Genomic DNA, 22090 nt, shown 5'->3' with positions numbered 1-22090 from the left:
ATCAAAACGTTTTATTGGATCAACTACACCGTAACGCTTTTTGTGCAATCTACCGATGATTTACTTTCAAGCTCTGCACTCTTCATACGTAAAACCGCAATCGGCCCAGTAATAAAAGTAACACCAACCAAGAAAGAAACAGGTACAGCTGTAATTACGATAAAGGATTGAAGTGCATTTAATCCACCATCACCCGCAATCAATAAAACGCCGGCAACCACACCCATCATAACCGCCCAGAATAGACGCTGATATCTTGATGGTGTATCAGTACCCTCTACTGCCATTGCAATAGAATAAGCCATTGAATCACCTGTTGTTGCTACAAACGTCGTTGTAAGTACAAGGAATGCAGGTATCAATAAGAAACTAAAAGGTAATTGAGCTAATGAAGCTAATAACACCGCTGGTAAGCCCGCTTCTTGCAATGGTTGAGAAATGCTACCCGGAGTTTGTAGCTCAAGGAAAATCCCTGTTCCACCCAATGATGAAAACCAAAAGTTTGTCGCAATTGGAGCAATAATTGCTACCGTAATAATCAACTCACGAATGCTTCGGCCTTGAGAAATGCGCGCAATGAAGATAGCCATCATTGGGGCAAAACCAATAAACCATCCCCAGAAGAACCACGTCCACCATGAATTCCAAGAAGGATCTGCAGTACTCAAGCTCATTTCCGGTAAGTGCTGAATATAAGTACCAAAAGCCATACCAAACTCTTTAAAGATAAAACCGGTAGGACCAAGAACTAAGATCGCAACTAATAATGCAACAGCACCAATAACATTCATACGACTCAACCACTGTAAGCCCTTGTCCATGCCTGAGAAGGCCGAAACAGAATAAATGCTAACAATCACGGTCAAAATGATGATTTGACTCATCAGCGAGCTTTCAAGGCCTGTCAGAACAGTCAGACTGTAACTTAGCTGTGTTGCTAAAAATCCAATTGGTCCAATGGTTCCTGCTGCTACAGCAATAATAGAACAAGCATCAATGACCGAACCAATCCAATGATTCTCTAATTTGTCACCTAAAATAGGATATAACAATGCACGAGGACGAAGTTTTACACCGCAGTTATAGTGGGCATACATAAGAACAATCGTACTTAATGTGCCAAGCACAGCCCATGCTAAAAATCCCCAATGCAAGAAGCTTTGGCTTAAAGCTGGAGCAACAGCTGCCAACGTGCCACCTTTAACATCAGTAAAGCTTGGTGATGGTGTAATGAAATGGAAAATAGGTTCAGCTGCTGACCAAAACACGCCGCCGCCTGCAAGCAGAGTACACATGATCATAGCTACCCAACGGAAAGTACCGATAGTGGGTTTTGATTCACTGCCCATCTTAATTTTGCCATAACGGCTCATCGCAATGATAAGAGCCAAAACAAAAGTGATGATCATTAACCACTGCCACCAATAGCCGAACATGGTCGAAACCGACATGAACAAAGATTGAATAGTTGCAGTGAATGCTGAGAGATCAACAAAGGCAGCTAAAAGAAATAGAAGGATAAATCCTATTGTGAGGGTTGGAACAAGTTTGTCGCTAGTTTGCTTACTATTTGTAGACATAAATATCTCACTTGATGCGTGAGGGACGGAACTCTAGCAGCTTAAAAAACGTAAAACCAGTGAAATATTTTTCAACTTTTCGATTTTCTAGTGAAAAAAACATGAATACCATCACAAAAAACGAATATTACGCCTAAAAATCAGATAGTTATAAAATCAACCATAAAATAATACAAACAACCAAAAAAATTTACACTTTTATCAAAATAATCCATTTGAGGTAGATTGTTTTTTAATCATTTGCGCTGTTATTTGTCATTCTTCTCTCTCCTACAAAATTCATTTTATATTCATATTCGCTGTTTTATACTTAATCACATAGCTAACCTATTGAGATAAATCATGCTTAAAAAATCAGTCATATACCTCGTAGCACTGTTCTCTATATTCTCTCAGAATGTATTGGCCAATAGTCATCAAAATGGGCATGAATTAGTCCAAGATATTCAAACGGCAGACACGCGTATAGAAATAGATGAAGATCAAGATGAGGTATATGAAGCAGTGAAATCTGGGTTAATTAAGCCATTTTCTGAACTGTATACCACTGTCGCTCAAGATTTTAATGGCCGTATCATTAAAGTAGAACTTGAAGAAGACGATGATGAGTGGACTTATGAGCTAAAAATCGTACACGATAATAATGTATTAAAAGTTGAATACAATGCAGCTAATCTTGCCATCACAGAAATTAAAGGCCGTGATATTCGAGCTGCACTTAAGTAAACCAATCCACAATATATAGAGATAACAATAATAATGAAGATTTTAGTTGTAGAAGATGACTTACGTTTAGGTGAACAAATTGTTGAGACGTTAGAGTCTGCCGATTGGGTTCCTGAATTATCTCAAGATGGTGTTGATGCATTATATAGAGCAACAACTGAAGAATGGGATGCTATCGTACTCGACCTAGGCTTACCAAAATTAAACGGCTTAACCGTACTTAAAAGCATTCGTGATGAGAACATTAACACGCCCGTTATTATTTTAAGTGCTCGAGATACTTTATCTCAGCGTGTTGAAGGCTTAAATGCAGGCGCAGATGACTATTTAACTAAACCGTTTGAAATGGTGGAATTGATTGCTCGCATTCGTGCTCAATTACGTCGAGCTTCTGGTAATGCCTCCCCTATTTTGAAAATTGGTGATTTAAGCTTAGATACCCGAAGTTCCAAAGTATTATGGCAAGATCAAGCAGTAAGTCTAACCGCATTAGAATATAAAGTGGTTGCTTATTTCATGCACAATCCAGATAAAGTGATCTCTAGAACGACGCTTGTTGAACATATTTACAAACAAGATTTTGACCGTGATTCAAATACTGTAGAAGTATTTATTGGTCGAATTCGTAAAAAGATAGCACCAAATATCATCAAAACCGTTCGTGGACTTGGTTATCAGCTAAATTCATAGCACTAATAAAGGGTTACTATGAAAAGAACACCACGTCGCCTCCAGCATGCATTTAAAAAATTAAGTCTAAAAAGCCGCTTGCTTCTTGCCGCGGCTTTTTGGCTATCTTCAATGATTTTAGCGGCCGGTATTGGCATACCAAAATTAGTTAATGACTATCTGGTTAAAGACGTAAAAGAACAATTGGCTTTGTCTATGGATGAGATCACGGCGAATTTAGAAACCAATAAACAAGGGAAATTGGTTTTATTTTCGCGACTTTCAGATCCTCGTTTTAATCAGCCTTATAGCGGCCTATATTGGACTGCGAGTACAAAAAAAGATGAATTACGATCTCGCTCTTTATGGGATAAAAAACTCAATTTTAAAGACAATACTTTAGATATTGATCCTACCGTTAAAGGAGCAAAAGACGAAAAACTTATCTATATTCAAAAACAAATCTACCTTCCAGAAATTAAAACACCAATAACAATAACGATTGGTGTGGATGAAGATCCTTTAGAAAAAACATTGCATCAGTTAACTGGGCAAGTTTGGATTATCTTAGGATTATTATTTAGCGGAATTTTATTCCTTATTGGTATTCAAGTCAGTTGGTCTTTACGCCCACTTGCTAAAATGCAATCTGAATTAATTCAGCTGCGTAAAGGTGAGCAGCAAAATTTGAGTCAACACTACCCTCAAGAAATTGCTCCCTTGGTTTCGGATCTCAATGCGCTTTTATTTCACTATCAAGAATTGCTTGAACGTGCCCGTAATCACGCTGGTAACTTATCTCATTCTTTAAAAACACCACTATCCGTCCTTAAAAATGAATTAGAACATTTAGATAAAGAGGATAAAAAGCGATTATCTCTGCCTATTAATAAACTTCAAGAGCACATCGACTACCATTTAGGGCGTGCTCGCATGGCTGGTTCAATGAATATCTTATCTGTTGCAACCTCTCCATCTGATCGCGTCGATGCCATATCAATGGCTTTTGATAAAGTCTATGCTGCTCGTGAAGTCATGTTAATTAACGAACTTAACAGTGATGACAATATTGCCGTAGAAGCAACAGATCTTGATGAAATGCTGGGTAATTTACTCGAAAATGGCTATAAGTGGGCAAGCTCTATGATTCGTGTTCATTCTAAATACGCTGCTGACAATCTCATTGAAATCATAATCGAAGATGATGGAAATGGCATCCCAGAAGATAAACTAGAGCACGTAATTCGACGAGGTGTTCGTCTGGATGAATCAACTCCTGGAACAGGACTTGGTTTAAATATTGTAGACGAAATGGCACACAGCTATCGCGGTTCATTGCTTTTAGGTAGAAGTAAAATAGGCGGCTTAAAAGCAACCCTCACCTTTCCACTGGTGACTAATTAACAATAAATAACCTCGTACGTTATCCATTATTACCAATAGGTAACGTACGAGTACTAATAACCAATATCTATAACTATAACTATAACTATAACTATAACTATAACTATATAAATGCTTCATACAGTATTTGAAAATTGAATATCAAATTTACCTTTTTCTTTATTTTTTACACAATAAAGAGCTTTATCCGCAGCCTCATACATTGAATTAAAATCATAGGTACCGCTTTTATCAAAATAAACACCTACAGAAGCAGACACAACTACTCCTCTAAACTCAAAAACTAATGAATCCACAATAGTTTGCGCGATACCTGACAAGGTTTCAATGGAGTCAATATTAGTTAAAAATACAGCAAATTCATCCCCTCCAAGGCGTCCAATAATATAATTACTCTCAAATAAAACACTTAATTTTTCTCCCATAGTAGCAAGAACATGATCACCAATTAGATGGCCAAATGAATCATTAATAGCTTTAAAGTTATCTAAATCAATTAAACACATTGCAAATGAAGACGGACCCTTCAATGACTCAATTTCTTGTGTAATTTTCTCTTCTAAATGTGAACGATTTAATAAACCAGTCAAATTATCAATATTTGCTACTTTAGAAACACTTTCTAGAGCTATTTGTCTATACGTTATATCCATAATCACTACATAAAATTGATCTGAAACCGGATCATACGTAGCAATGTCATGAATCCATAAAGTTTCACCTTTCTGATTACAAATACGATATTCATAATCCAAAGAATCCCCTTTATTAATAGCATTAGATACCTTATCTAAGATATCAATTAACTCATCACACACTATATTAGAAAATCTATTTTTGTGTATTTGCTCCATACTTTCACGAGAGTAACCAACCATTTTATAAAAAGCATCATTTGCTTCGACAATCGTAGAATATGGATCGTTTTTGCAAATTAACAGTGCACAAGCATTATTTTTAAAAAAAGACTTATATTGCATATATACTCAAAAACTTGAATCAGCCACAAAATGTAAACATTTATAAATTCAAGATATTAACTAGCCTAGAATTTAGAGAAGAGCAACCGTAGTGATATGTTAAATTTAAATTAAACTCTCCTCTTTATTTATTTGTTTGTTACCTGTTAAAAAATTATTAAGCCAAATTTGAACAAATAAGAAAACCCACTAAATAATGGATTTTGTAGTCTTATTTAATATGAAACAAAATGCAATTAATGTTTATCTAATTATCTATCGTCAGTAAATTAAATAAGCATTAATAATCAATAACCTTTAACTTAATATATATTTAGCCATTCAAACATACTTAGCACGAATAAATAGCTATTTATTTTTTATTCAATCTAACATTTCATTTTTAGCTGTAGCACATCACTCCCACCTCATTTATTGTTAAATTTGTGTTTAAGAAGGAGAAAGAAATGAAAGTGATAATTCAGTACACTCAAACAGGTATGTATAAAGACCATGCATGGGAAGCATCTACAATTAGGATTCAGGGACAGTATCACGCAGTTACACCATCCTATGCAGCTCAACTTATCGAGCAAAATAAAGCACAGTTACATACAGATAATAGCAATAATATTGTGTTAGTTGATTGATTTTAAAGATTGAAAATTTGATTGGAATTTGATGATTTATCAATAAGATAAAAAGATAAAGGAAAGCCACACGTCTCAAAATGTGGCTTAATTTGGAACTGTTCGGGGTCATAACCGGACGTGTTAACTATCTAATATCACTGACTTAATTTCAACAATTTTTGTGAACATAACGGTCAGAAAAAGTACAAATTTTGAAGTTGTTCCGTATTTTGTGAGTCGTGTAACACTAATTAGCTTGCTACTCAACCTACCAAATTATGATATTGCTGTTCTTCTGTCTTTGTTGGCAAATAGATCGTAAAGACGGTTCCTTTTCCAAGTTGTGATCTCACTTTAATTTCACCACCAGTTTGACTTAATAAACTTTGAGAAACGGATAAACCAAGCCCTGTTCCATCACGCTTTGTTGTATAGAACGGGTCAAAAATTCGATTCAGCTGTTCGCCAGCGATACCACATCCAAAATCTTCTACTTCTATAATCGCACCAAACTCGACCCCTTCATGACACCAAGTTCGACTACGAATGATAAGTTTACCTTTACTGTTCATTGCATGAATGCCATTCATTTGCAGATTGACTAATACTTGCAATAAATGATGGCGATTCACTTCCACTCTTGGTGGCTGCTCAAAATCAAACTCAACCTCAATATCTCGTTTATGAGCTCCTGTGCGAACTAAGGTAACGCTTTCTTCAATGATCGGATTAATGTATTGCCATGTCACCTCATCTTGAATCCCACCTTGTCGACTGTACTGCAATAAACTACGCGTGATATTACGAATTCGGTCTATTTGCTCCATAATGGTTTCTAGCTCTTCAGCTATTACATGAGCCTCTTCGCCTAATTCATATTTAATTAATTCCGCATTACCTAGAATAACGGCTGTAGGGTTATTAATTTCATGAGCAATACCCGCAGTCAATTCACCAAGTGATGCCAATTTTTCACTCATCACCAATTTATCTTGAGCTTGTTTTAATAGCTTTATGTATTGCTCTAATTCCACTGTCTTTTCATGCAAACTTGCCGTTCTTGACTCAACTTTTGACTCTAACTCTTTAGATGCCCTTTGGATCTCTAAATTTCGTAACTGAAGTTGATCAAGCATATTGTCAAACTGTTGCGCTAAACTGGCCAATTCATGACTATTATCTAATCCTAAGTCCCCAATTCGAACATCTTGACCTAATTGGACAGACTTTACTACAAAGTGAATTTTTTCAATCGGTTGAAATAGATCTCGAGCACCTCGGTGCACAAAAAAAGTCGACAACAATAACGTAATAAGAATGGTAATTCCTGCTTCAAGCAAGTTTTGTAAATACTGTTTTAATAGCGGCCACTCTAAATAGCCGGTATAAAGCATTCCAATCACATCTCCGTTCATATCCTTAATTGGTTGATATGCGGATATGTACCAATCGTTATAAACATAAGCTCGATTCACCCAACGCTCACCAGTTTCGATGACTTGTGCTTTCACTTCTGGAGATACTTTTGTTCCAATAGCACGACCTTGATTTAACTCTTTATTTGCAAAATCAGTATGCAGTGGAACGTTGGTACTAATACGAAGTCCATCTAAAAATAACGTTACTGTCCCTAGATTATTAGACGGTAAATCACCTGATGGATAGATCAAATCACGGATTCTATCTACAAGTAATGTGCTGTTATTTAATATTATTCCACTATCAACAATCCAAGTTAACTTCCCTTTATTGTCAAAAATTGGTATCAATGTTCGGCTAATCAAACCACGCTTTTCTATACTTCCATCTTCTTTGTTAGTCACCCAAACCTGTTGTTTCAGTTTAGGATTAATATCCGCTAATTCTTTTTCAGACATGACTTGAAAGAAGGTTCGTGACATACCAATCTTCATATCATTAACTAAAGAAGAAGGTAGCTCATTTATATAAGAGACTGGATGTAACGCAATAAAATCAGAGTTGTATTTACCCGCTTGTTGCGAAACCCATAGCTTAAAATCAGGCGCTTTATTTTCAAACTTTTTTTGAAAATAATACGATTCAACAAAGCCTCTTAATTCTGCGCTTTGCTCTCGCTGTAAAAAATCAATACTGTTATTTGCAACAGATAATTTGCTACCAACATCATTCAGTGCATTTTGCCAAGTATAATGTGTAGACCAAAATGCGGTAATGATCACTAGAGCCAATAAGGTTAAAAATAATGGAACCGAGTTCAACCAAAGTAAGCGGTAACGCACCATGGTTTTTATGCGTTTTTTCCAAACCGTCGGAGATAGCGTCATGCGTTTTCTTCGCTCCACTCTTTAAACTTACGCTCTAAAGTTTTACGAGCAACCCCCAACTGCCTTGCAGCTGCAGATTTATTACCATCATGAAGATCCACGACAGTGATGATGTGTGATTTTTCCACTTCTTTTAATGTCCATTTTTCTGGGTAGGTATCTAAGATAGGCATACAAGTACACTCGCCTTCTTTATTCCTTGATGCGTCATCATTTTTACTCTGTTCATCGTCTTGATGAATTGGCTCATCACCTTGTAATTCAGCCCAATGTTCAACAGGTGGTTTACCTAATAAAATACAACGTTCAATCATATTTTTAAGTTCACGGATATTGCCCGGCCAATCGTAATTTGCCATTGCTACAATGTCTTCATGAGCCCAATGTACAGGTTTTACCCCCATTTCACTCGCGATCATTTGCGAAAAATGTTCGGTTAAACATGCAAGATCCGCTTTACGCTCTCGTAATGCTGGTAGAGAAACCGTTAAGACATTTAAACGATAAAACAAATCTTTTCTGAAATTTCCTTTTTCCACTTCTTCTAATAAATTACGGTTAGTAGCTGCAACAATACGAACATCAACAGGAATTTCTTTTTCAGAGCCTACAGGACGAATAGCTTTTTGCTCTAACGCTCGAAGCAGCGATGATTGCATTCCAATTGGCATTTCACCGATTTCATCTAAAAACAGGGTGCCTCCATTCGCAACTCTGAATAAACCTTCACGCCCTTTCTTGGCACCAGTAAACGCGCCAGAAGTATGACCAAACAATTCACTTTCAAGTAAGTCGGGAGCAATAGCCCCACAGTTTAATGGTACAAATGGCCCTTTGCGTTCACTTAATTGGTGCAAACCACGAGCAACTAACTCTTTACCAGTTCCTGATTCACCTTCAATTAATACAGCAGCATTAGAGGGAGCAAGCTGAGCAACCATTTTCTTTAACTGTAAAGTTTTCTCTGCATTACCAATGATCTCAATAGGATTCTTCTTCTCGACTTCTCTTTTTAAAGCGAAGTTGGTTCGCTCAACTAAACGACGGTCCATGCATCGTTTTACTGCTTGTAGCATATTTTCAAGATTAAACGGTTTTAAAATAAAATCAGATGCGCCAAGTCGAAGTGCTTGAATAGCCGTATCTAACTCCGCATAACCTGTCATGAAAATCACATCATAATTACGAGCATCACATGCAATGCTTTCTTGCCACTCTAAACCAGTTTGACCGGGTAAGTTAATATCAAGAATTATTAAATCAAGATGGTGAGATTGTCGAATTTCTTCTGCTTCTTCAATCGTACCTGCGGTATGCACTTGTCCAAATTGTTTACTTAATGCTTTTTTTAGTATGGTTTGCATACCAATTTCATCATCAACAACAAGAACTGAAAACGCATTCCAATCTGATTTTACAACCATATTTATTCCTAATAAGATCTAAAGAGTTATGTGGGTCAAAATGTCCTAATTATTCTAACCTGTTATTTGCAAAATGTATCCTTTCTATTGCGACATTTTGTCCTAATCACATTTTTTGTAAGGTTTTTATGTAAGAATCCTATTCAACCACTTAAATATCATTACGTTAAGTGTGTGTTTAAAGGCATTATACTTGGCATAGTGATTGCTTTAGTGGGTACGAGTCTATTCACTTCAGAGCATTATGCTTTGCAAGTTAAACTTCATTACATGGATATAACATGAACAATAAAATTAAGACATTTTCTGCAGTTGCTGCACTGGCTTTAGGTTCTTTCTCTGCGACTGACGTTTACGCTAATGACGCGAACGTTGTACGTTTAGCAACAACAACAAGTACTTACCACTCAGGCCTATTAGACTATCTTCTTCCTGAATTCCAAAAAGATTCTGGCTACGAAGTTCAAGTTCTTGCTGCTGGTACTGGTAAAGCATTGAAAATGGGCGAAAATGGCGATGTTGATTTAGTAATGACTCACGCACCAAAAGCTGAAGCAAACTTTGTTGAAAAAGGCTATGGTGTTGAGCCAAAATCACTGATGTACAATGACTTTGTACTAGTAGGTCCAAAGGCTGATCCTGCTCATATTCACGGCATGAAAGACGTAACCGCAGCTTTCAAAAAAATGGCTGAATCTGACGTAACTTTCGTATCACGTGGTGATGATTCTGGTACAAATAAAAAAGAATTGAATCTTTGGGCTCAAACTAAAATTGAACCAAACTTCGGTGGTTATAAAGCCGTTGGTCAAGGCATGGGTCCAACACTAAACATGACTTCTGAACTACAAGCTTACACGTTAACAGACCGTGGTACTTGGTTAGCTTACCAAAACAAACTAGACCTTGAGATCATGGTTGAAGGTGATAAGCGTCTATTTAACCCTTACCAAGTGATTCTAATTAACCCAGAGCGTTACAAAAACCTAAACACGAAAGGTGCGCAAGCATTCAGTGATTGGTTAGTAAGCGACAAAGGCCAAGCAATGATCGATAGCTTTACTCTTAATGGTAAAAAACTGTTCACTGCGGACGCTAAATAATCCATGTCTATCTTAGCCACCTCTCAAGAGGCAATTCAATTACTGTTTAGTGGTGATACTGCATTATGGAGCATCGTAGGTGTTTCTTTCTCTGTATCCCTATTTGCAATGGCAGTTGTATTATTACCTGCTCTTTTGTTGGCATTTGCGCTTGCTTATGGATCTTTTCCTGGGCGGTGGCTATTACTTTCTATAATGAATACCTTACAGTCAGTTCCTACCGTTGTTATCGGTTTATTGCTGTATATGATGCTTTCACGCGCTGGTCCATTAGGGGATTGGCAACTATTATTTACTCAAGAAGCGATGATCATAGGACAAATATTTATCTGTTTTCCGATCATGGTCGCGATGATGCATGGCGCATTCCAACACAGTGACCGCCGTGTTTGGGAAACCTCATTTACGCTCGGAGCTTCACTTCCACGCGCATTTGGCAGTTTAATTTGGGAGACTCGCTTCCCTATCCTAGCCGCCGTTATTGCTGGGTTTTCTCGTATAATTACTGAAGTAGGTTGTTCAATGATGGTTGGTGGTAACATCTTCAACTCTACTCGAAATATTCCAACTGCGATTGCAATGGAAAGCCAAAAAGGCGCATTTGCACAGGGTGTTGCTCTTGGTATGGTGTTATTAGTTTTAGCACTCGTTTTAAACTTTTTACTCTCTATCACTCGTGGTAAAGGGTATTTACGTACTTAGTAGGCATATAACGATGACAATTAGAATAACTGCCGATAATCTATCTATGCGATTTAACGATCGTGTGCTTTTTCATATCCCACATTTATCTCTTGGGCCAAAAGAATCTGTTTATTTACGTGGTGCCAATGGCGTAGGTAAAACCACTCTACTCAAAATCTTATCGGGTCTGCAAACCGCAACAACGGGTAAGATCAACCTTGACCAACCTCATTGGTCTGTTCGTCTACTCGGCCGTTCAGGTAACAATCAAATCGTTTATTTGCATCAGAATCCATTTCTGTTTGATGGTACGGTTTATGACAATGTCATTTACGGTGTGAAATACACAGCAATGAGCAAGCAAAACAAACGTAATATGGTGATCAACGCCTTACGTATGGTTGGCCTTGAAACCTTAGCTGACGAACATATTTCTGTTTTATCTGGTGGTGAAAAACAACGTGTCGCGATGGCTCGAGCTTGGGTATTAAAACCGTCTATTTTGCTAATGGACGAACCAAGTGCCAGTGTTGACCAAGAGTCCATCGATTTATTGGTAATTATGGCTAAAGATCTACTTGATCGAGGCTCTAGCATTGTCGTTACCAGCCACCAAACCAATGCCTTAACTGAAATTTGTCATCGTCAATGGACCATTTCAGATGCAAAGCTGATAGAATCAACCCCATTAAAAGTGATTGTTAGCAAGGATAAGTATGCTCCAGCCAAAGCAAACTAGTTGGGTAATATTAGCGGGTGGGCAAGCTCGTCGTATGGGTGGTAAAGATAAAGGGTTTGTTTTATTTCAAGATAAACCACTCATCGAGCACGCTCTAGAAACATTAACATCTCAAACTGACCAAATTGCCATTAATGCTAATCGCAGTATTGATGAATATTCACATTACGCCGTCACTTTCCCAGACCAATTTAGTGAATACCCAGGGCCTTTAGCGGGTATGCATTCTGGCCTTGTAAATATGAATTCTGACTGGGTTGGGTTTATTCCATGTGATTCCCCTAACCTGCCAAACAATTTAGTTTCTTTGCTTTGTAATGCCGTCAAAGAAGATACTGATATTGTAGTGGCTCACGATGGTGAGTACATGCAACCTGTTGTCACTTTAATGCACAAACGTATTATTCCAAAAATTGATGCCTTTTTAACGCGTGGAGACAGAAAAATCATCCTATTATACAAAGAGTGTAATACTGTTTTTGCTGATTTCTCTGACTACCCTAACGCGTTTATCAATTTGAATAGTCCTCAAGAACTTGAACAATTTGGAACTTTATTATGAGCTTAACGTCTGCGTCTATCCCTTTATTGGGTTTTGCTGCTTATAGCGGCACAGGTAAAACAACATTACTTGAAAAACTGCTGCCTAAACTGACTGATATGGGACTAAAAGTCGCAGTCATTAAACACGCTCATCATAATTTTGATATCGACCAAGAAGGCAAAGACAGTTACCGCTTACGTAAAGCGGGCGCTAGCCAAATGTTGATCAGTTCACGCTTTCGTAATGCGTTGATCACTGAAACACCCGATGAAGAAACGACATGTCAGCAGTTAATCAATAAACTCGACCAAACTGAATTAGACTTAATTCTTATTGAAGGGTTTAAACAACTGCCATACACCAAGATTGAATTACATCGTGATGAAATCGGCAAGCCTTGGATTTTCCCAGAAGATGAGAACATCATTGCGATTGCCTCGGATTCAAAAGCCGACTCTGAACTGCCTCAAATGGATATCAATGATACCGACTCAATCACGCAATTCATTGTTGACTACGTAAAACAACATCAACATAAACAACAAAGTGACCTATCTGCTAACTGCGATGAGTTATCTCCTGCGTTTTTATCTGTTAGCCAAGGCAGAGCTAAGATTTTAGAGGCAATCACTCCACTAAGTTCACAAAGTAATGTTTCTTTAGTTGAGTCGATTAACGCATTAGCCGCTCAAGATATTTTATCGCCGATTAATGTTCCTCAACATAACAATTCAGCAATGGATGGCTATGTGATTTGTGGTGATGATTTAGAGCGTGAAAGCTATACGGTCGTTGCCGAAATCATGGCGGGTCACAGCTATGATCGCCCCCTTCAACATGGTGAAGCCGCAAAAATCATGACGGGTGCGCCTGTACCTGAAAATGGTCATGCTGTGATCATGCGAGAACAAGCGACTCAAGAAGGTGATCAAGTATACTTCGATGCGGGTAAATCAGGCATTCGTAAAGGCCAAAACGTTCGTCTAGCCGGTGAAGACCTGGCTATGGATCAGATCTGTGTGGCTAAAGGTTCACGTATTACAGCACCTGAAGTGGGTATGCTTGCATCTTTAGGCATTGCTTCTGTTCCTGTTATCGCTAAAACAAAAGTGGCTATCTTCTCGACTGGCGATGAAGTTCAAGCGCCGGGTGAAGCACAAAAAGCCAACTCTATTTACGACTCAAACCGTTTTACTTTAACGGCATTACTGCAAAAATTAGGCTGTGAAGTGATTGATTTCGGTATCATTGAAGACAGTGAAGCCGCTTTAGAGTCAACGCTTTCTCAAGCATCACAACAAGCAGATATGATTTTATCTTCTGGTGGTGTGTCAGTTGGTGATGCGGACTACATCAAAACGATTTTAGACAAACTGGGTAATATTAATTTCTGGCGTATCAATATGCGTCCGGGACGCCCTCTTGCCTTTGGTCATATTGGTGATACTCCATTCTTCGGTTTACCGGGTAACCCTGTAGCCGTAATGGTGGCGTTCTTACAGTTTGTTGAACCTGCACTTCGCAAACTTCAAGGCGAAGATAATTGGCAGCCTGAAACCTTTACGGCGATTGCAAAAGAGTTTATTCGTTCTCGCACTGGCCGAACTGAATACAGCCGTGGCATTTACTCGATTAACCAAAATGGTCAAATGGAAGTGGTAACTACGGGTAAACAAGGCTCTGGGATTTTACGTTCAATGAGTGAAGCCAACTGCTTAATTGAAGTGCAACCAGAAGTTGAGTCGGTAGATATTGGTCAGAAAGTGACGATCATTCCGTTGAGTTCGAGAGTTTAAAGCGCCTAAATAATTTTAAATAACTCTAAATTTAGCCTCACTTTTGTGAGGCTTTTTCTTATAAAGCTACATAAATAAACAATACTTACATGACATAAACATAACTCTTATCACTCCCCATAAACACTGAACAAATATCACATTTTACTCTCTGTTACACCTTCAATGAGAACGCGAAATAGCTTAAAATAGAGACATAGAATTATAAGGAAGAATCATGAAAAACAAATGGTTAGGATTTGCTTGCTTACTACCATTATTAAGCGGCTGCAACGATGCCAACTCCTCTATTAGCGCATCAAGTGACACTGTATCAAAACAACAAATTGATACCATTATTACCAACATCAATAAGTTGTACCCTGATGCATCCAATGATTTAAAACAAAATGCATTAAACACTGCGGTTCGTGCTATTGAGAATCTCGTATTTATAAAAGGCGGCAGTTTTGAAATGGGAGATTTTCGAGCTCCTTGCGAAATTCCAAGCAGAACTACAAATAGAATAGACTGGTCACCTGATGCTCAATGCCTAAGTTCCCCACTAAGTACACGTAAAGGAGCTGATTATCTTCACAAAGTCACTCTTGATTCTTATTCTATGTCTGCTTATGAAACTAGCTTTATGGATATGGAATGGATGCGACAAATTAATGGATTACCTGTCGCTGCTGATAATATGGCAGATGGGAGTATCATAAAGAGAAATTCAGATAGATATCAAAAAGTTATTCAATATAGAAAAAACCAAGCTGCTAGAATAATAAATTGGCAAGAGGCTAAAGATTATTGTCAATGGTTAGGTAACCTTACTGTACTACCTTTTGACTTACCAACCGAAGCACAATGGGAATATGCCGCCCGTAACCGAGGCGAAAAACGTTATTACGCGACTAATAATGGTTATTTGCAATACCGCAATGGGCAATATTTCAACCCAAATACTGGTTACTACATCGATTATACTGATGATGAGGTCAACGCTGGAACAAGTACAGAAGACCAAATAGGGCAATGGTCCGCAAACCCATTAGGGATATACGGTATGAGTAATAATATTAGTGAGTGGACCAATGATTGGTATTCACCTGACTATTATCAAGAATCGCCAAAGTTAAACCCACAAGGGCCAAAAACTGGTGCAGAAAAAATAATGCGTGATGGGACAGGAGCGATGACTTTTGATAGAGTCAATAAACCTCTAATGCGCGACCATTACTACCCTAACAATAGCTTTCGCTGCTCTCTTCAGCAAAAAACACCTGCTATTATCTTAAATTAACCTTTGAGTATTTGTCGCCCCTAATCTTTAGGGGCGTATCTTTATTAAGTAGAAGCTTTCTTTTCACAGCCTAACCTAACAATCATATCATCAACCAATTTCTGTCTTTGGCGTAAATGGCATCGACGGTATTTCTGATTGTTTTTTCGCTTTTGCTAAACGATAAACCCATCCATTAAACTCTCTTTGCTGCTCGCCATCTAATACCGTATTAATGCGTTTTAAGTTGGCAAACAATTTTTCGTAGCCTACTTCTTTCGAGCCAAAATCGTTCATACGAGATAAAATCTCTTCAAACTTACGCCAACTGTAAGTGGTTTTCTTTAATAAATAACAAATAGCAGTCTCTTGTGCTTCTTCACGACGTAAGAAAAAGTCTTCCACTAAGGTATTGAGCATCATACCGACCACTTCAGGCAGCAATTGATCGGCAGGTATACCACTAAATACCTCTTCACTCATGATACGCTGAGAAAGAATCTCTGCTTCTTTTTGATGATCCATCATTTCTTTTCTATCATTCCAAAAACCTATAATTACCTCCTCCCCTGATTTAACTGCATTCTGAAGAGCTTTCATTGGATCTTTACACAACGATTCAGAAGTAAAGGCTAAATAACTGGCTTTAATTAAATATTCATACGCTCGTCCATCAATATTTTCAAGCAGTCGATACCCTACCCATTGCAGTCCTTGCAAAATAACTTTAGCTAACTCCCACAATTGATCTAATTTAATTAATGAAGCAAAACTACCACTCCCCCCAGCACCAAATACAAAGCGGCCTGAGCATGCAAAATAAAATCCATCAGGAGTTAATCTCAATTGAAAATCAACCCCAGCACCAAGGCCACCTGCGATGTTTCCTTCTGCTGATACTTCGGCTAACTGTTGAAAGTCGACTTTAACCTTCTCTTTTTCTTTCACTTTGGATGTTGGTGGTGCTTGCCACTCTGCACTGCCTGTAACTTTTCCGCCAATTTGCCCACCCGCAAAACCATCGACTTTAAGACCAACTTCACCGCCAGTATTGGACGTTGCTAATCCTACATTTGGGCTATATAGCGCACCAACACTGCCTTCTCCTGTTTCAGGTAATAATATTTTTGCTGACGCATCTCCACTCACCATTGCGCCCACAAATGCACTAATTTGTATTTCCCCTTTGAGTCTAAAGCAGCCAAAAGCATAGGTAGCGGTATTTTTATTTGCATCGGTGTAGGTTAACTTAGCGGCATAACCTCCTTTATACGGCAGAAACCCTTCTATTTTCGCTGATGCCTCTGCAAGCGCAATTGCAGCAGAGCCACCAATCGTCATGCCTGTTTTATCTAGCCTTGCTACAGCATTCGCTCCCCAACGAACTAGCTGAGCTTCATGACTTACGGCTATTTTGGTGTTATCGCCTTCTCCCCAAAGGTCATATTCCTTTTTGGATTCCAACCAGTAGTCACCGTCAGCCTTCCATTCCGCTATCTGTTTTTTTAATGGTCCACTTTTGATATCACTTTTTATGTCTGCAGCAATGTCTTTTGCTACTGCTGTCATTAAGCCTTTTTTATCATTATCAAGTAGCGCTTGCCTAGTATTCGTTCTATCTGGTACTTGACGCCAATGCGCATACTCTCGCTCAAAAAAATCAGCGCGAATATACATATACCTATTATCTAATACCGAGAACACCTCAATAACATGACGCTTGGCAGCGCTTTTTCCCTTTATATTATTTAACTTAACTGATTGATTATTTGGTTTTATAGGAGATGGGTTACTCTGCGCTTTCTCTTCACTTTGTTGTACCATAGCCAATTGTTGTTGACGTAATCGCCCTAAATCAGCATCGATACGCTCAAGCGCTTCTCTTTTTAATGTGCCAACAGATAAGTTATCAGTATATAAAGGATTTTCGTTATAATCCTTCACAAACAGTTTTGTATTCTCAAGCTCTTTTATTTGTCCTTGTAGAGCCTCCCAATTCTCGTTGTCTTGTTTTTTTATTTGTGCAGCTTCATTTCTTTTTCTTTGTTTATCAAGACTTGATTCTGATAGAAAAATCGCTCCTGCATAATTTGCCGCCTCTAGCCATGCCTGTCTCTTTCTGGCATGAGCTGCAATCTGCTCTTTTGTGGCACTTTCTACATTAAGTGCTGCACTAACAAGATCAACATACCCTTGGATCAGTTTATTTAATTCACTTACTTCCTCTTTTATAAATTTGAGCGCTTTTTCATCCACACAATAAAAATCTGTTTTATGTACCCCTGTCACAAACAAAATGTCATGCACTTCTTTAGCTTCGCATTCTGGCGAAGACATTAATGTGCAGGTATCTGATACTGGGCGAGGTTTTACTGGCTCAATAAAATAATCTTGCTTTATCTCCTCATCCTCTACCTCTTCTGGCAGACGAATGCTATCACCCACATGAATTAAATCAGGGTTAGGTTGATATTTCGGGTTCAGCTCAAGTAACGTGGTAAAAGGGACATCATTATCAATGGCAATTTTAAGCAGCGTGTCACCGCTTTGAACAATATAAGATTGGCTCATGGTGTTAACACTCCTTTACCACTGAGTTGAGATGGATTGCATGGACGCAAAATGCTGTTCGGTCATTGTCCATTGATAATCAGAAAACGGAGGGGTTATAGCTACAGGTACTGAAACAGTAAGCCACGCTTTATTAAACCACGAGATTTTAGTCACTGGTGCAAAATAATCTCGACGCTCTGTATCTGACATTGAGGCAACTAATGGCAATAATCCTCTCGGATCGTAATAGCGTAAAAACACTTCTCCATTGCCTTTCTTAACGACTAAAGCATTACGTAATGAATACATTAATTCACTACAGCTGGTTGTATTTTCGGTATAAAACAACGCTCCACAATGCGCAGTGTTCATTTTATTTACACTCGCTTCGAATAATGCTTGTGACGTTGCGACATTAACCACCACAGGACCATTTTTTATCGCATTAAACTGCGTTGCTTTAAATAGTTCAAAGATCTCTAATTCATCAACATGTGAACTAAGTTCTGCATGCCAATCTGTCCATAGCTCTGCTTCAATTAACGCATAAATGTTTTCTGATGCATCAAATAATGGTTGTTCAACAATATTCAATCGCCATTCACTATTTAGCTGTGAAGTTGACATACGCCCCCCTTACCACATTGGCATAACTCTTTCATTAATGCGCCATCTTCCACCATTGCACTGTATGCTGCTGAGGTCATCACAGGCTTAGTTGATGCCAAAGGTGACATAGAAAAGACTCTAGGAGGATTAACACTCACACTACTGGTTTGACTCGAAGCTGCACCAGGGTTAATTGCAACATTCCCTCCAACTAAAGCGACGGAACTTGCACCATCAACCATAATGTTTGAACCATATAAGGTTATTGTTCCATTATTTTTTAAGATAAAGCCTGAGCTACCCACTTTTGCACTGATTTCATCTGCACTGATAATCGTATGCTCACCATCGGATTTTATAGAGGCATTACTTCCCACTTCTACCGTAAAATTCTTACCAACAGTTAATGTATCATCAGCACTAATATCAGTGCTTCTTGCTCCCATCGTTATCGCGCTTTGTTCACCTTTAATAGTTAAATCATCATTTTTACCCACGGTGCTATTGCGGTTATCATGGATAGTTAACGTCTGATCAACCGCTACGCTCTTTTCTATGTTAGCGTTGTAACTTACGTCGACATCTTGATGAACTGTTTCTGTGAAGGTTTGGTTTGTAATTGATGTTTTATGGCCTTCGATGGTCTCTTTTCGATCTTTTCTTATTTCATTTTCTTGGTTACGTCCAACGGCTAACTCTTCATCGTTACCTATGGTTCTGAAACGGTTATTAAGTACCTTAGTTTTCATATCTTTTTGAGCATGAAAATAAACTTGCTCTTGGTTCGCTTCATCTTCAAACGACATTTCGTTATAACCATCCCCTTTATGAGTTTGGGTACGAAACACCGTTTTAGTTTTATTCTCTGGTAACACATAAGGTGGCGTGTTCAAACCATTGTATACAGCACCTGTCACTAGAGGTCTATCTGGATCCCCCTCTAAGAAGGTGACAACCACTTCATGCCCTATTCTTGGTAAATAAACTGCTCCCCACGTTGGCGCAGCCATAGACTGACTTACTCGTAACCAACAACCAGAGTGCTCATTATTGTTACCATAACGATCCCAATGAAACTGCACTTTAATACGCCCCATTGGATCGGTATAAATCTCTTCACCCACAGGACCAACAACAACCGCCGTTTGAGGACCATCGATCACAGGCGCAGGTAACTTTTGAGCTTTATATTCAACATCACGTGGAATACAAATAAACTGATTTTGGTAAGAAGCCGGAGATTCACTTGCTTCCTCTTCATACGCTTGTGGGTTATAACCGCTATGTGTCACTGAAAGTAAAGTATAGTCACGGTTAATAGCACTTCTTGGATGCTTTGATAAGTCGAAGCTATAACCAGCGATTAAACGCATAATATTACTTGAAGCTTCAATCTGATGATTTTCAACCTGATTATCAGCTAATAGATAATTGGTATGCTGTTGACCTTGATGTGTATTTTCGTAACGTCCCGGATAGTCAAAAACAGCCAAGTCCGTATCTAGCATACCTTGCTGCTGCACTTGCTGAGGGATGCGTGGTTGCTCGTAGTTATAATCTGTTTGAGTAATATGCCCTGTACGAACACAGTTATAAGCACTTAATTCAAAAATATGCTCTCTATCTGCATTACCACCACCGTCAGATTGATAAACCAATGGACCAATATAAGAAGCATTTAACGGCGAACTGATTAACTCTGGAATAGCATCATTTTTATCTACAATCACCATCGTATGATTGCTTGCAGTATGTTCAAAGTAATACCACAGACCATGCTCTGCTAACAGGCGCTGAACAAAATGACTATCTGTTTCACGATATTGAAGTAAATATTCTTGATTTGGATAAGTATTAAATAACTCAAAACGATAATCAGTTACTGATGCACCATCAAGCACTTCAGTTAAAATGTCGACAATAGATTTATCTTGGAAAATACGACAATCTTGACGTTGAGTTAAAAACCATAATTGAGGGACAAGCGTGATTTGATAACGTGAAAAACGGCGACCTACGCCTAAATAGCGCACTTCATTAACAACCCCATGAAATAACCGTCCGGCATTGATGCCCTGTCCTACAATAGTTAACACTGCTGGTTTTCTGCTGAGTGCATCAAACTCAATATCAGGATCGAGTGATAATAAAGACAAAGTCATTTTAAAGGGCAGAGAAACCTCTTCAACGACATTAAAACTCTCGACACGAAATTCATGATGTGTGCCGAGGACTTCAAATTTAAACTCTAACTCGCGACTCATTATATTCACCTGATAGAAGCTCGATTGCATTGCTTATGGAATATTCATAAACCATAAGCAATGCAATAGAAATAAAACGACAAACAGGGCCAACATGTGGCCCTTACTTTAATGATTGTTATCTATAATCATTACGCTTCGCGCGGTGTGCGCCAGTCGTCATTACCTGCTGTACCGCATGTTTCGTGAGTCACTTCAATTGCACGGTAAGTAAACTTAAGCACTTCTTCTGTTACACGATCAGCCATTGCTGCATCTTGACAGTGAGCCATGCGAGTTTGCATATCAACTAGTAGTGCATCAATCAGTTTAATTGTGTAGTAATGCTCTTGCTTACCTGAAGTCGAAGTGCGGTAGAAGTTGATGCTACACTCAGGCAGTTTTTCACCAGATACAAGAGCATTGAATAGTAGTGGAGAACAACGGTCTTGTTGCTTAGTTACGACTACTGGACGGTGAACGCGTTGACCTGTTGGTTGGCCGCTTTGTGGATCACGTGGAACCGTTAATACGTGATCAAGTTCTTGAACAAGAAATTCATCAACGTGCGCTTCTTGCCATACGTTACCTACTGAATCTGCTGAGTAAGCATCTTTAGTGATATCGCCTTGAGTTTCACCTTTAATTGACATATAAGCTGGAGTTGGCATGGCTTTATTCCTTAATATTAAATTCTATTGATAATCGTGCTCTTCACGAGTTAACTTCAATAGAGCAATTAAGATGCCAAAAGTTAAACACTTAAAATACAATAAGTTACAATACTTCAGTATAAATCGTCCAAAAAATTGAAACAACTTATTGGATAATTATCCAATAAGTTGTTTCAAGCATGTT

Annotated in this window: 18 protein-coding genes; 10 read left to right on the top strand and 8 right to left on the bottom strand. The window is 38.4% G+C overall.

Annotation, left to right across the window (positions count from 1 at the left end):
• Positions 1–23: 23 nt before the first annotated feature.
• A complete protein-coding gene (locus HC728_RS10285; protein WP_065597471.1) occupies positions 24–1580 on the bottom strand; it encodes a BCCT family transporter in 1557 nt (518 codons plus the stop codon).
• Between the two features lie 342 nt (positions 1581–1922).
• On the opposite strand from HC728_RS10285, the gene HC728_RS10280 reads away from it, so the two are divergent.
• From HC728_RS10280 to HC728_RS10270, 3 genes are read left to right on the top strand one after another with little or no spacing between them, the layout of a single operon-like run.
• Positions 1923–2306 (top strand): PepSY domain-containing protein, encoded by a 384-nt coding sequence (locus HC728_RS10280; protein WP_017019232.1) that lies wholly within the window; start codon positions 1923–1925, stop codon positions 2304–2306.
• Between the two features lie 33 nt (positions 2307–2339).
• The gene (locus tag HC728_RS10275) at positions 2340–2996 is read left to right on the top strand and encodes a response regulator transcription factor (protein WP_012534090.1); all 657 of its coding nucleotides are present in this window, start codon (positions 2340–2342) and stop codon (positions 2994–2996) included.
• An 18-nt stretch (positions 2997–3014) separates the two neighbouring features.
• Positions 3015–4379, top strand: coding sequence for an ATP-binding protein (locus HC728_RS10270; protein WP_190395432.1), 1365 nt, complete (start codon positions 3015–3017; stop codon positions 4377–4379).
• A gap of 116 nt (positions 4380–4495) precedes the next feature.
• Here HC728_RS10270 and HC728_RS10265 read toward each other — a convergent pair whose 3' ends face one another.
• Positions 4496–5359 carry a sensor domain-containing diguanylate cyclase gene (locus tag HC728_RS10265; protein ID WP_190395431.1) on the bottom strand — a complete coding sequence of 288 codons (864 nt, stop codon included), beginning with the start codon at positions 5357–5359 and terminating at the stop codon, positions 4496–4498.
• A 446-nt stretch (positions 5360–5805) separates the two neighbouring features.
• On the opposite strand from HC728_RS10265, the gene HC728_RS10260 reads away from it, so the two are divergent.
• Complete coding sequence (locus tag HC728_RS10260) at positions 5806–5988, top strand: hypothetical protein (RefSeq protein ID WP_005419410.1); 183 nt, start codon at positions 5806–5808, stop codon at positions 5986–5988.
• 245 nt (positions 5989–6233) lie between these two features.
• On the opposite strand, the gene HC728_RS10255 is transcribed toward HC728_RS10260, so the two are convergent.
• The gene (locus HC728_RS10255) at positions 6234–8276 is read right to left on the bottom strand and encodes a HAMP domain-containing sensor histidine kinase (RefSeq protein ID WP_190395430.1); all 2043 of its coding nucleotides are present in this window, start codon (positions 8274–8276) and stop codon (positions 6234–6236) included.
• Positions 8273–9700 (bottom strand): sigma-54 dependent transcriptional regulator, encoded by a 1428-nt coding sequence (locus HC728_RS10250; protein WP_017019236.1) that lies wholly within the window; start codon positions 9698–9700, stop codon positions 8273–8275. Before HC728_RS10250 ends, HC728_RS10255 begins: the two co-directional genes overlap by 4 nt.
• A gap of 281 nt (positions 9701–9981) precedes the next feature.
• On the opposite strand from HC728_RS10250, the gene HC728_RS10245 reads away from it, so the two are divergent.
• The 6 genes from HC728_RS10245 (at position 9982) to HC728_RS10220 (ending at position 15848) form a co-directional block, all read left to right on the top strand.
• Entirely contained in the window at positions 9982–10803 is an 822-nt protein-coding gene (locus HC728_RS10245; RefSeq protein ID WP_017019238.1) for a substrate-binding domain-containing protein, read from the top strand.
• Between the two features lie 3 nt (positions 10804–10806).
• Positions 10807–11505 carry an ABC transporter permease gene (locus tag HC728_RS10240; protein WP_190395429.1) on the top strand — a complete coding sequence of 233 codons (699 nt, stop codon included), beginning with the start codon at positions 10807–10809 and terminating at the stop codon, positions 11503–11505.
• 13 nt (positions 11506–11518) lie between these two features.
• Complete coding sequence (locus HC728_RS10235; RefSeq protein WP_005419418.1) at positions 11519–12226, top strand: energy-coupling factor ABC transporter ATP-binding protein; 708 nt, start codon at positions 11519–11521, stop codon at positions 12224–12226.
• Complete coding sequence (gene mobA / locus HC728_RS10230; protein ID WP_017019240.1) at positions 12204–12788, top strand: molybdenum cofactor guanylyltransferase MobA; 585 nt, start codon at positions 12204–12206, stop codon at positions 12786–12788. Before HC728_RS10235 ends, mobA begins: the two co-directional genes overlap by 23 nt.
• Complete coding sequence (locus HC728_RS10225) at positions 12785–14566, top strand: bifunctional molybdopterin-guanine dinucleotide biosynthesis adaptor protein MobB/molybdopterin molybdotransferase MoeA (protein ID WP_190395428.1); 1782 nt, start codon at positions 12785–12787, stop codon at positions 14564–14566. The genes mobA and HC728_RS10225 overlap by 4 nt, the downstream gene beginning before the upstream one ends.
• A 217-nt stretch (positions 14567–14783) precedes the next feature.
• Entirely contained in the window at positions 14784–15848 is a 1065-nt protein-coding gene (locus HC728_RS10220) for an SUMF1/EgtB/PvdO family nonheme iron enzyme (protein WP_190395427.1), read from the top strand.
• Between the two features lie 90 nt (positions 15849–15938).
• Here HC728_RS10220 and HC728_RS10215 read toward each other — a convergent pair whose 3' ends face one another.
• The 4 genes from HC728_RS10215 to HC728_RS10200 form a co-directional block, all read right to left on the bottom strand.
• Positions 15939–18398 (bottom strand): LysM domain-containing protein, encoded by a 2460-nt coding sequence (locus HC728_RS10215; RefSeq protein ID WP_190395426.1) that lies wholly within the window; start codon positions 18396–18398, stop codon positions 15939–15941.
• 15 nt (positions 18399–18413) lie between these two features.
• Positions 18414–19007: a DUF4123 domain-containing protein gene (locus HC728_RS10210; protein ID WP_190395425.1), complete on the bottom strand. Its 594-nt coding sequence runs from the start codon at positions 19005–19007 to the stop codon at positions 18414–18416.
• Entirely contained in the window at positions 18989–21253 is a 2265-nt protein-coding gene (gene tssI / locus HC728_RS10205) for a type VI secretion system tip protein TssI/VgrG (protein ID WP_190395424.1), read from the bottom strand. The genes HC728_RS10210 and tssI overlap by 19 nt, the downstream gene beginning before the upstream one ends.
• A gap of 131 nt (positions 21254–21384) precedes the next feature.
• Positions 21385–21903, bottom strand: coding sequence for an Hcp family type VI secretion system effector (locus tag HC728_RS10200; RefSeq protein ID WP_012533499.1), 519 nt, complete (start codon positions 21901–21903; stop codon positions 21385–21387).
• Positions 21904–22090: the final 187 nt, after the last annotated feature.

It is taken from the genome of Aliivibrio sp. S10_S31 (genome assembly GCF_014694495.1).
Lineage (GTDB): Bacteria > Pseudomonadota > Gammaproteobacteria > Enterobacterales > Vibrionaceae > Aliivibrio > Aliivibrio fischeri.
The sequence above is the reverse complement of the archived record's forward strand: the minus strand, read 5'-3'. Positions and strand labels throughout refer to the sequence as shown.

Bases quoted from the DNA above. Each gene is read 5' to 3' on its own strand.
- HC728_RS10285 (WP_065597471.1), bottom strand. From the start codon at position 1,580: ATGTCTACAAATAGTAAGCAAACTAGCGACAAACTTGTTCCAACCCTC.
- HC728_RS10280 (WP_017019232.1), top strand. From the start codon at position 1,923: ATGCTTAAAAAATCAGTCATATACCTCGTAGCACTGTTCTCTATATTC.
- HC728_RS10275 (WP_012534090.1), top strand. From the start codon at position 2,340: ATGAAGATTTTAGTTGTAGAAGATGACTTACGTTTAGGTGAACAAATT.
- HC728_RS10270 (WP_190395432.1), top strand. From the start codon at position 3,015: ATGAAAAGAACACCACGTCGCCTCCAGCATGCATTTAAAAAATTAAGT.
- HC728_RS10265 (WP_190395431.1), bottom strand. From the start codon at position 5,359: ATGCAATATAAGTCTTTTTTTAAAAATAATGCTTGTGCACTGTTAATT.
- HC728_RS10260 (WP_005419410.1), top strand. From the start codon at position 5,806: ATGAAAGTGATAATTCAGTACACTCAAACAGGTATGTATAAAGACCAT.
- HC728_RS10255 (WP_190395430.1), bottom strand. From the start codon at position 8,276: ATGACGCTATCTCCGACGGTTTGGAAAAAACGCATAAAAACCATGGTG.
- HC728_RS10250 (WP_017019236.1), bottom strand. From the start codon at position 9,700: ATGGTTGTAAAATCAGATTGGAATGCGTTTTCAGTTCTTGTTGTTGAT.
- HC728_RS10245 (WP_017019238.1), top strand. From the start codon at position 9,982: ATGAACAATAAAATTAAGACATTTTCTGCAGTTGCTGCACTGGCTTTA.
- HC728_RS10240 (WP_190395429.1), top strand. From the start codon at position 10,807: ATGTCTATCTTAGCCACCTCTCAAGAGGCAATTCAATTACTGTTTAGT.
- HC728_RS10235 (WP_005419418.1), top strand. From the start codon at position 11,519: ATGACAATTAGAATAACTGCCGATAATCTATCTATGCGATTTAACGAT.
- mobA (WP_017019240.1), top strand. From the start codon at position 12,204: ATGCTCCAGCCAAAGCAAACTAGTTGGGTAATATTAGCGGGTGGGCAA.
- HC728_RS10225 (WP_190395428.1), top strand. From the start codon at position 12,785: ATGAGCTTAACGTCTGCGTCTATCCCTTTATTGGGTTTTGCTGCTTAT.
- HC728_RS10220 (WP_190395427.1), top strand. From the start codon at position 14,784: ATGAAAAACAAATGGTTAGGATTTGCTTGCTTACTACCATTATTAAGC.
- HC728_RS10215 (WP_190395426.1), bottom strand. From the start codon at position 18,398: ATGAGCCAATCTTATATTGTTCAAAGCGGTGACACGCTGCTTAAAATT.
- HC728_RS10210 (WP_190395425.1), bottom strand. From the start codon at position 19,007: ATGTCAACTTCACAGCTAAATAGTGAATGGCGATTGAATATTGTTGAA.
- tssI (WP_190395424.1), bottom strand. From the start codon at position 21,253: ATGAGTCGCGAGTTAGAGTTTAAATTTGAAGTCCTCGGCACACATCAT.
- HC728_RS10200 (WP_012533499.1), bottom strand. From the start codon at position 21,903: ATGCCAACTCCAGCTTATATGTCAATTAAAGGTGAAACTCAAGGCGAT.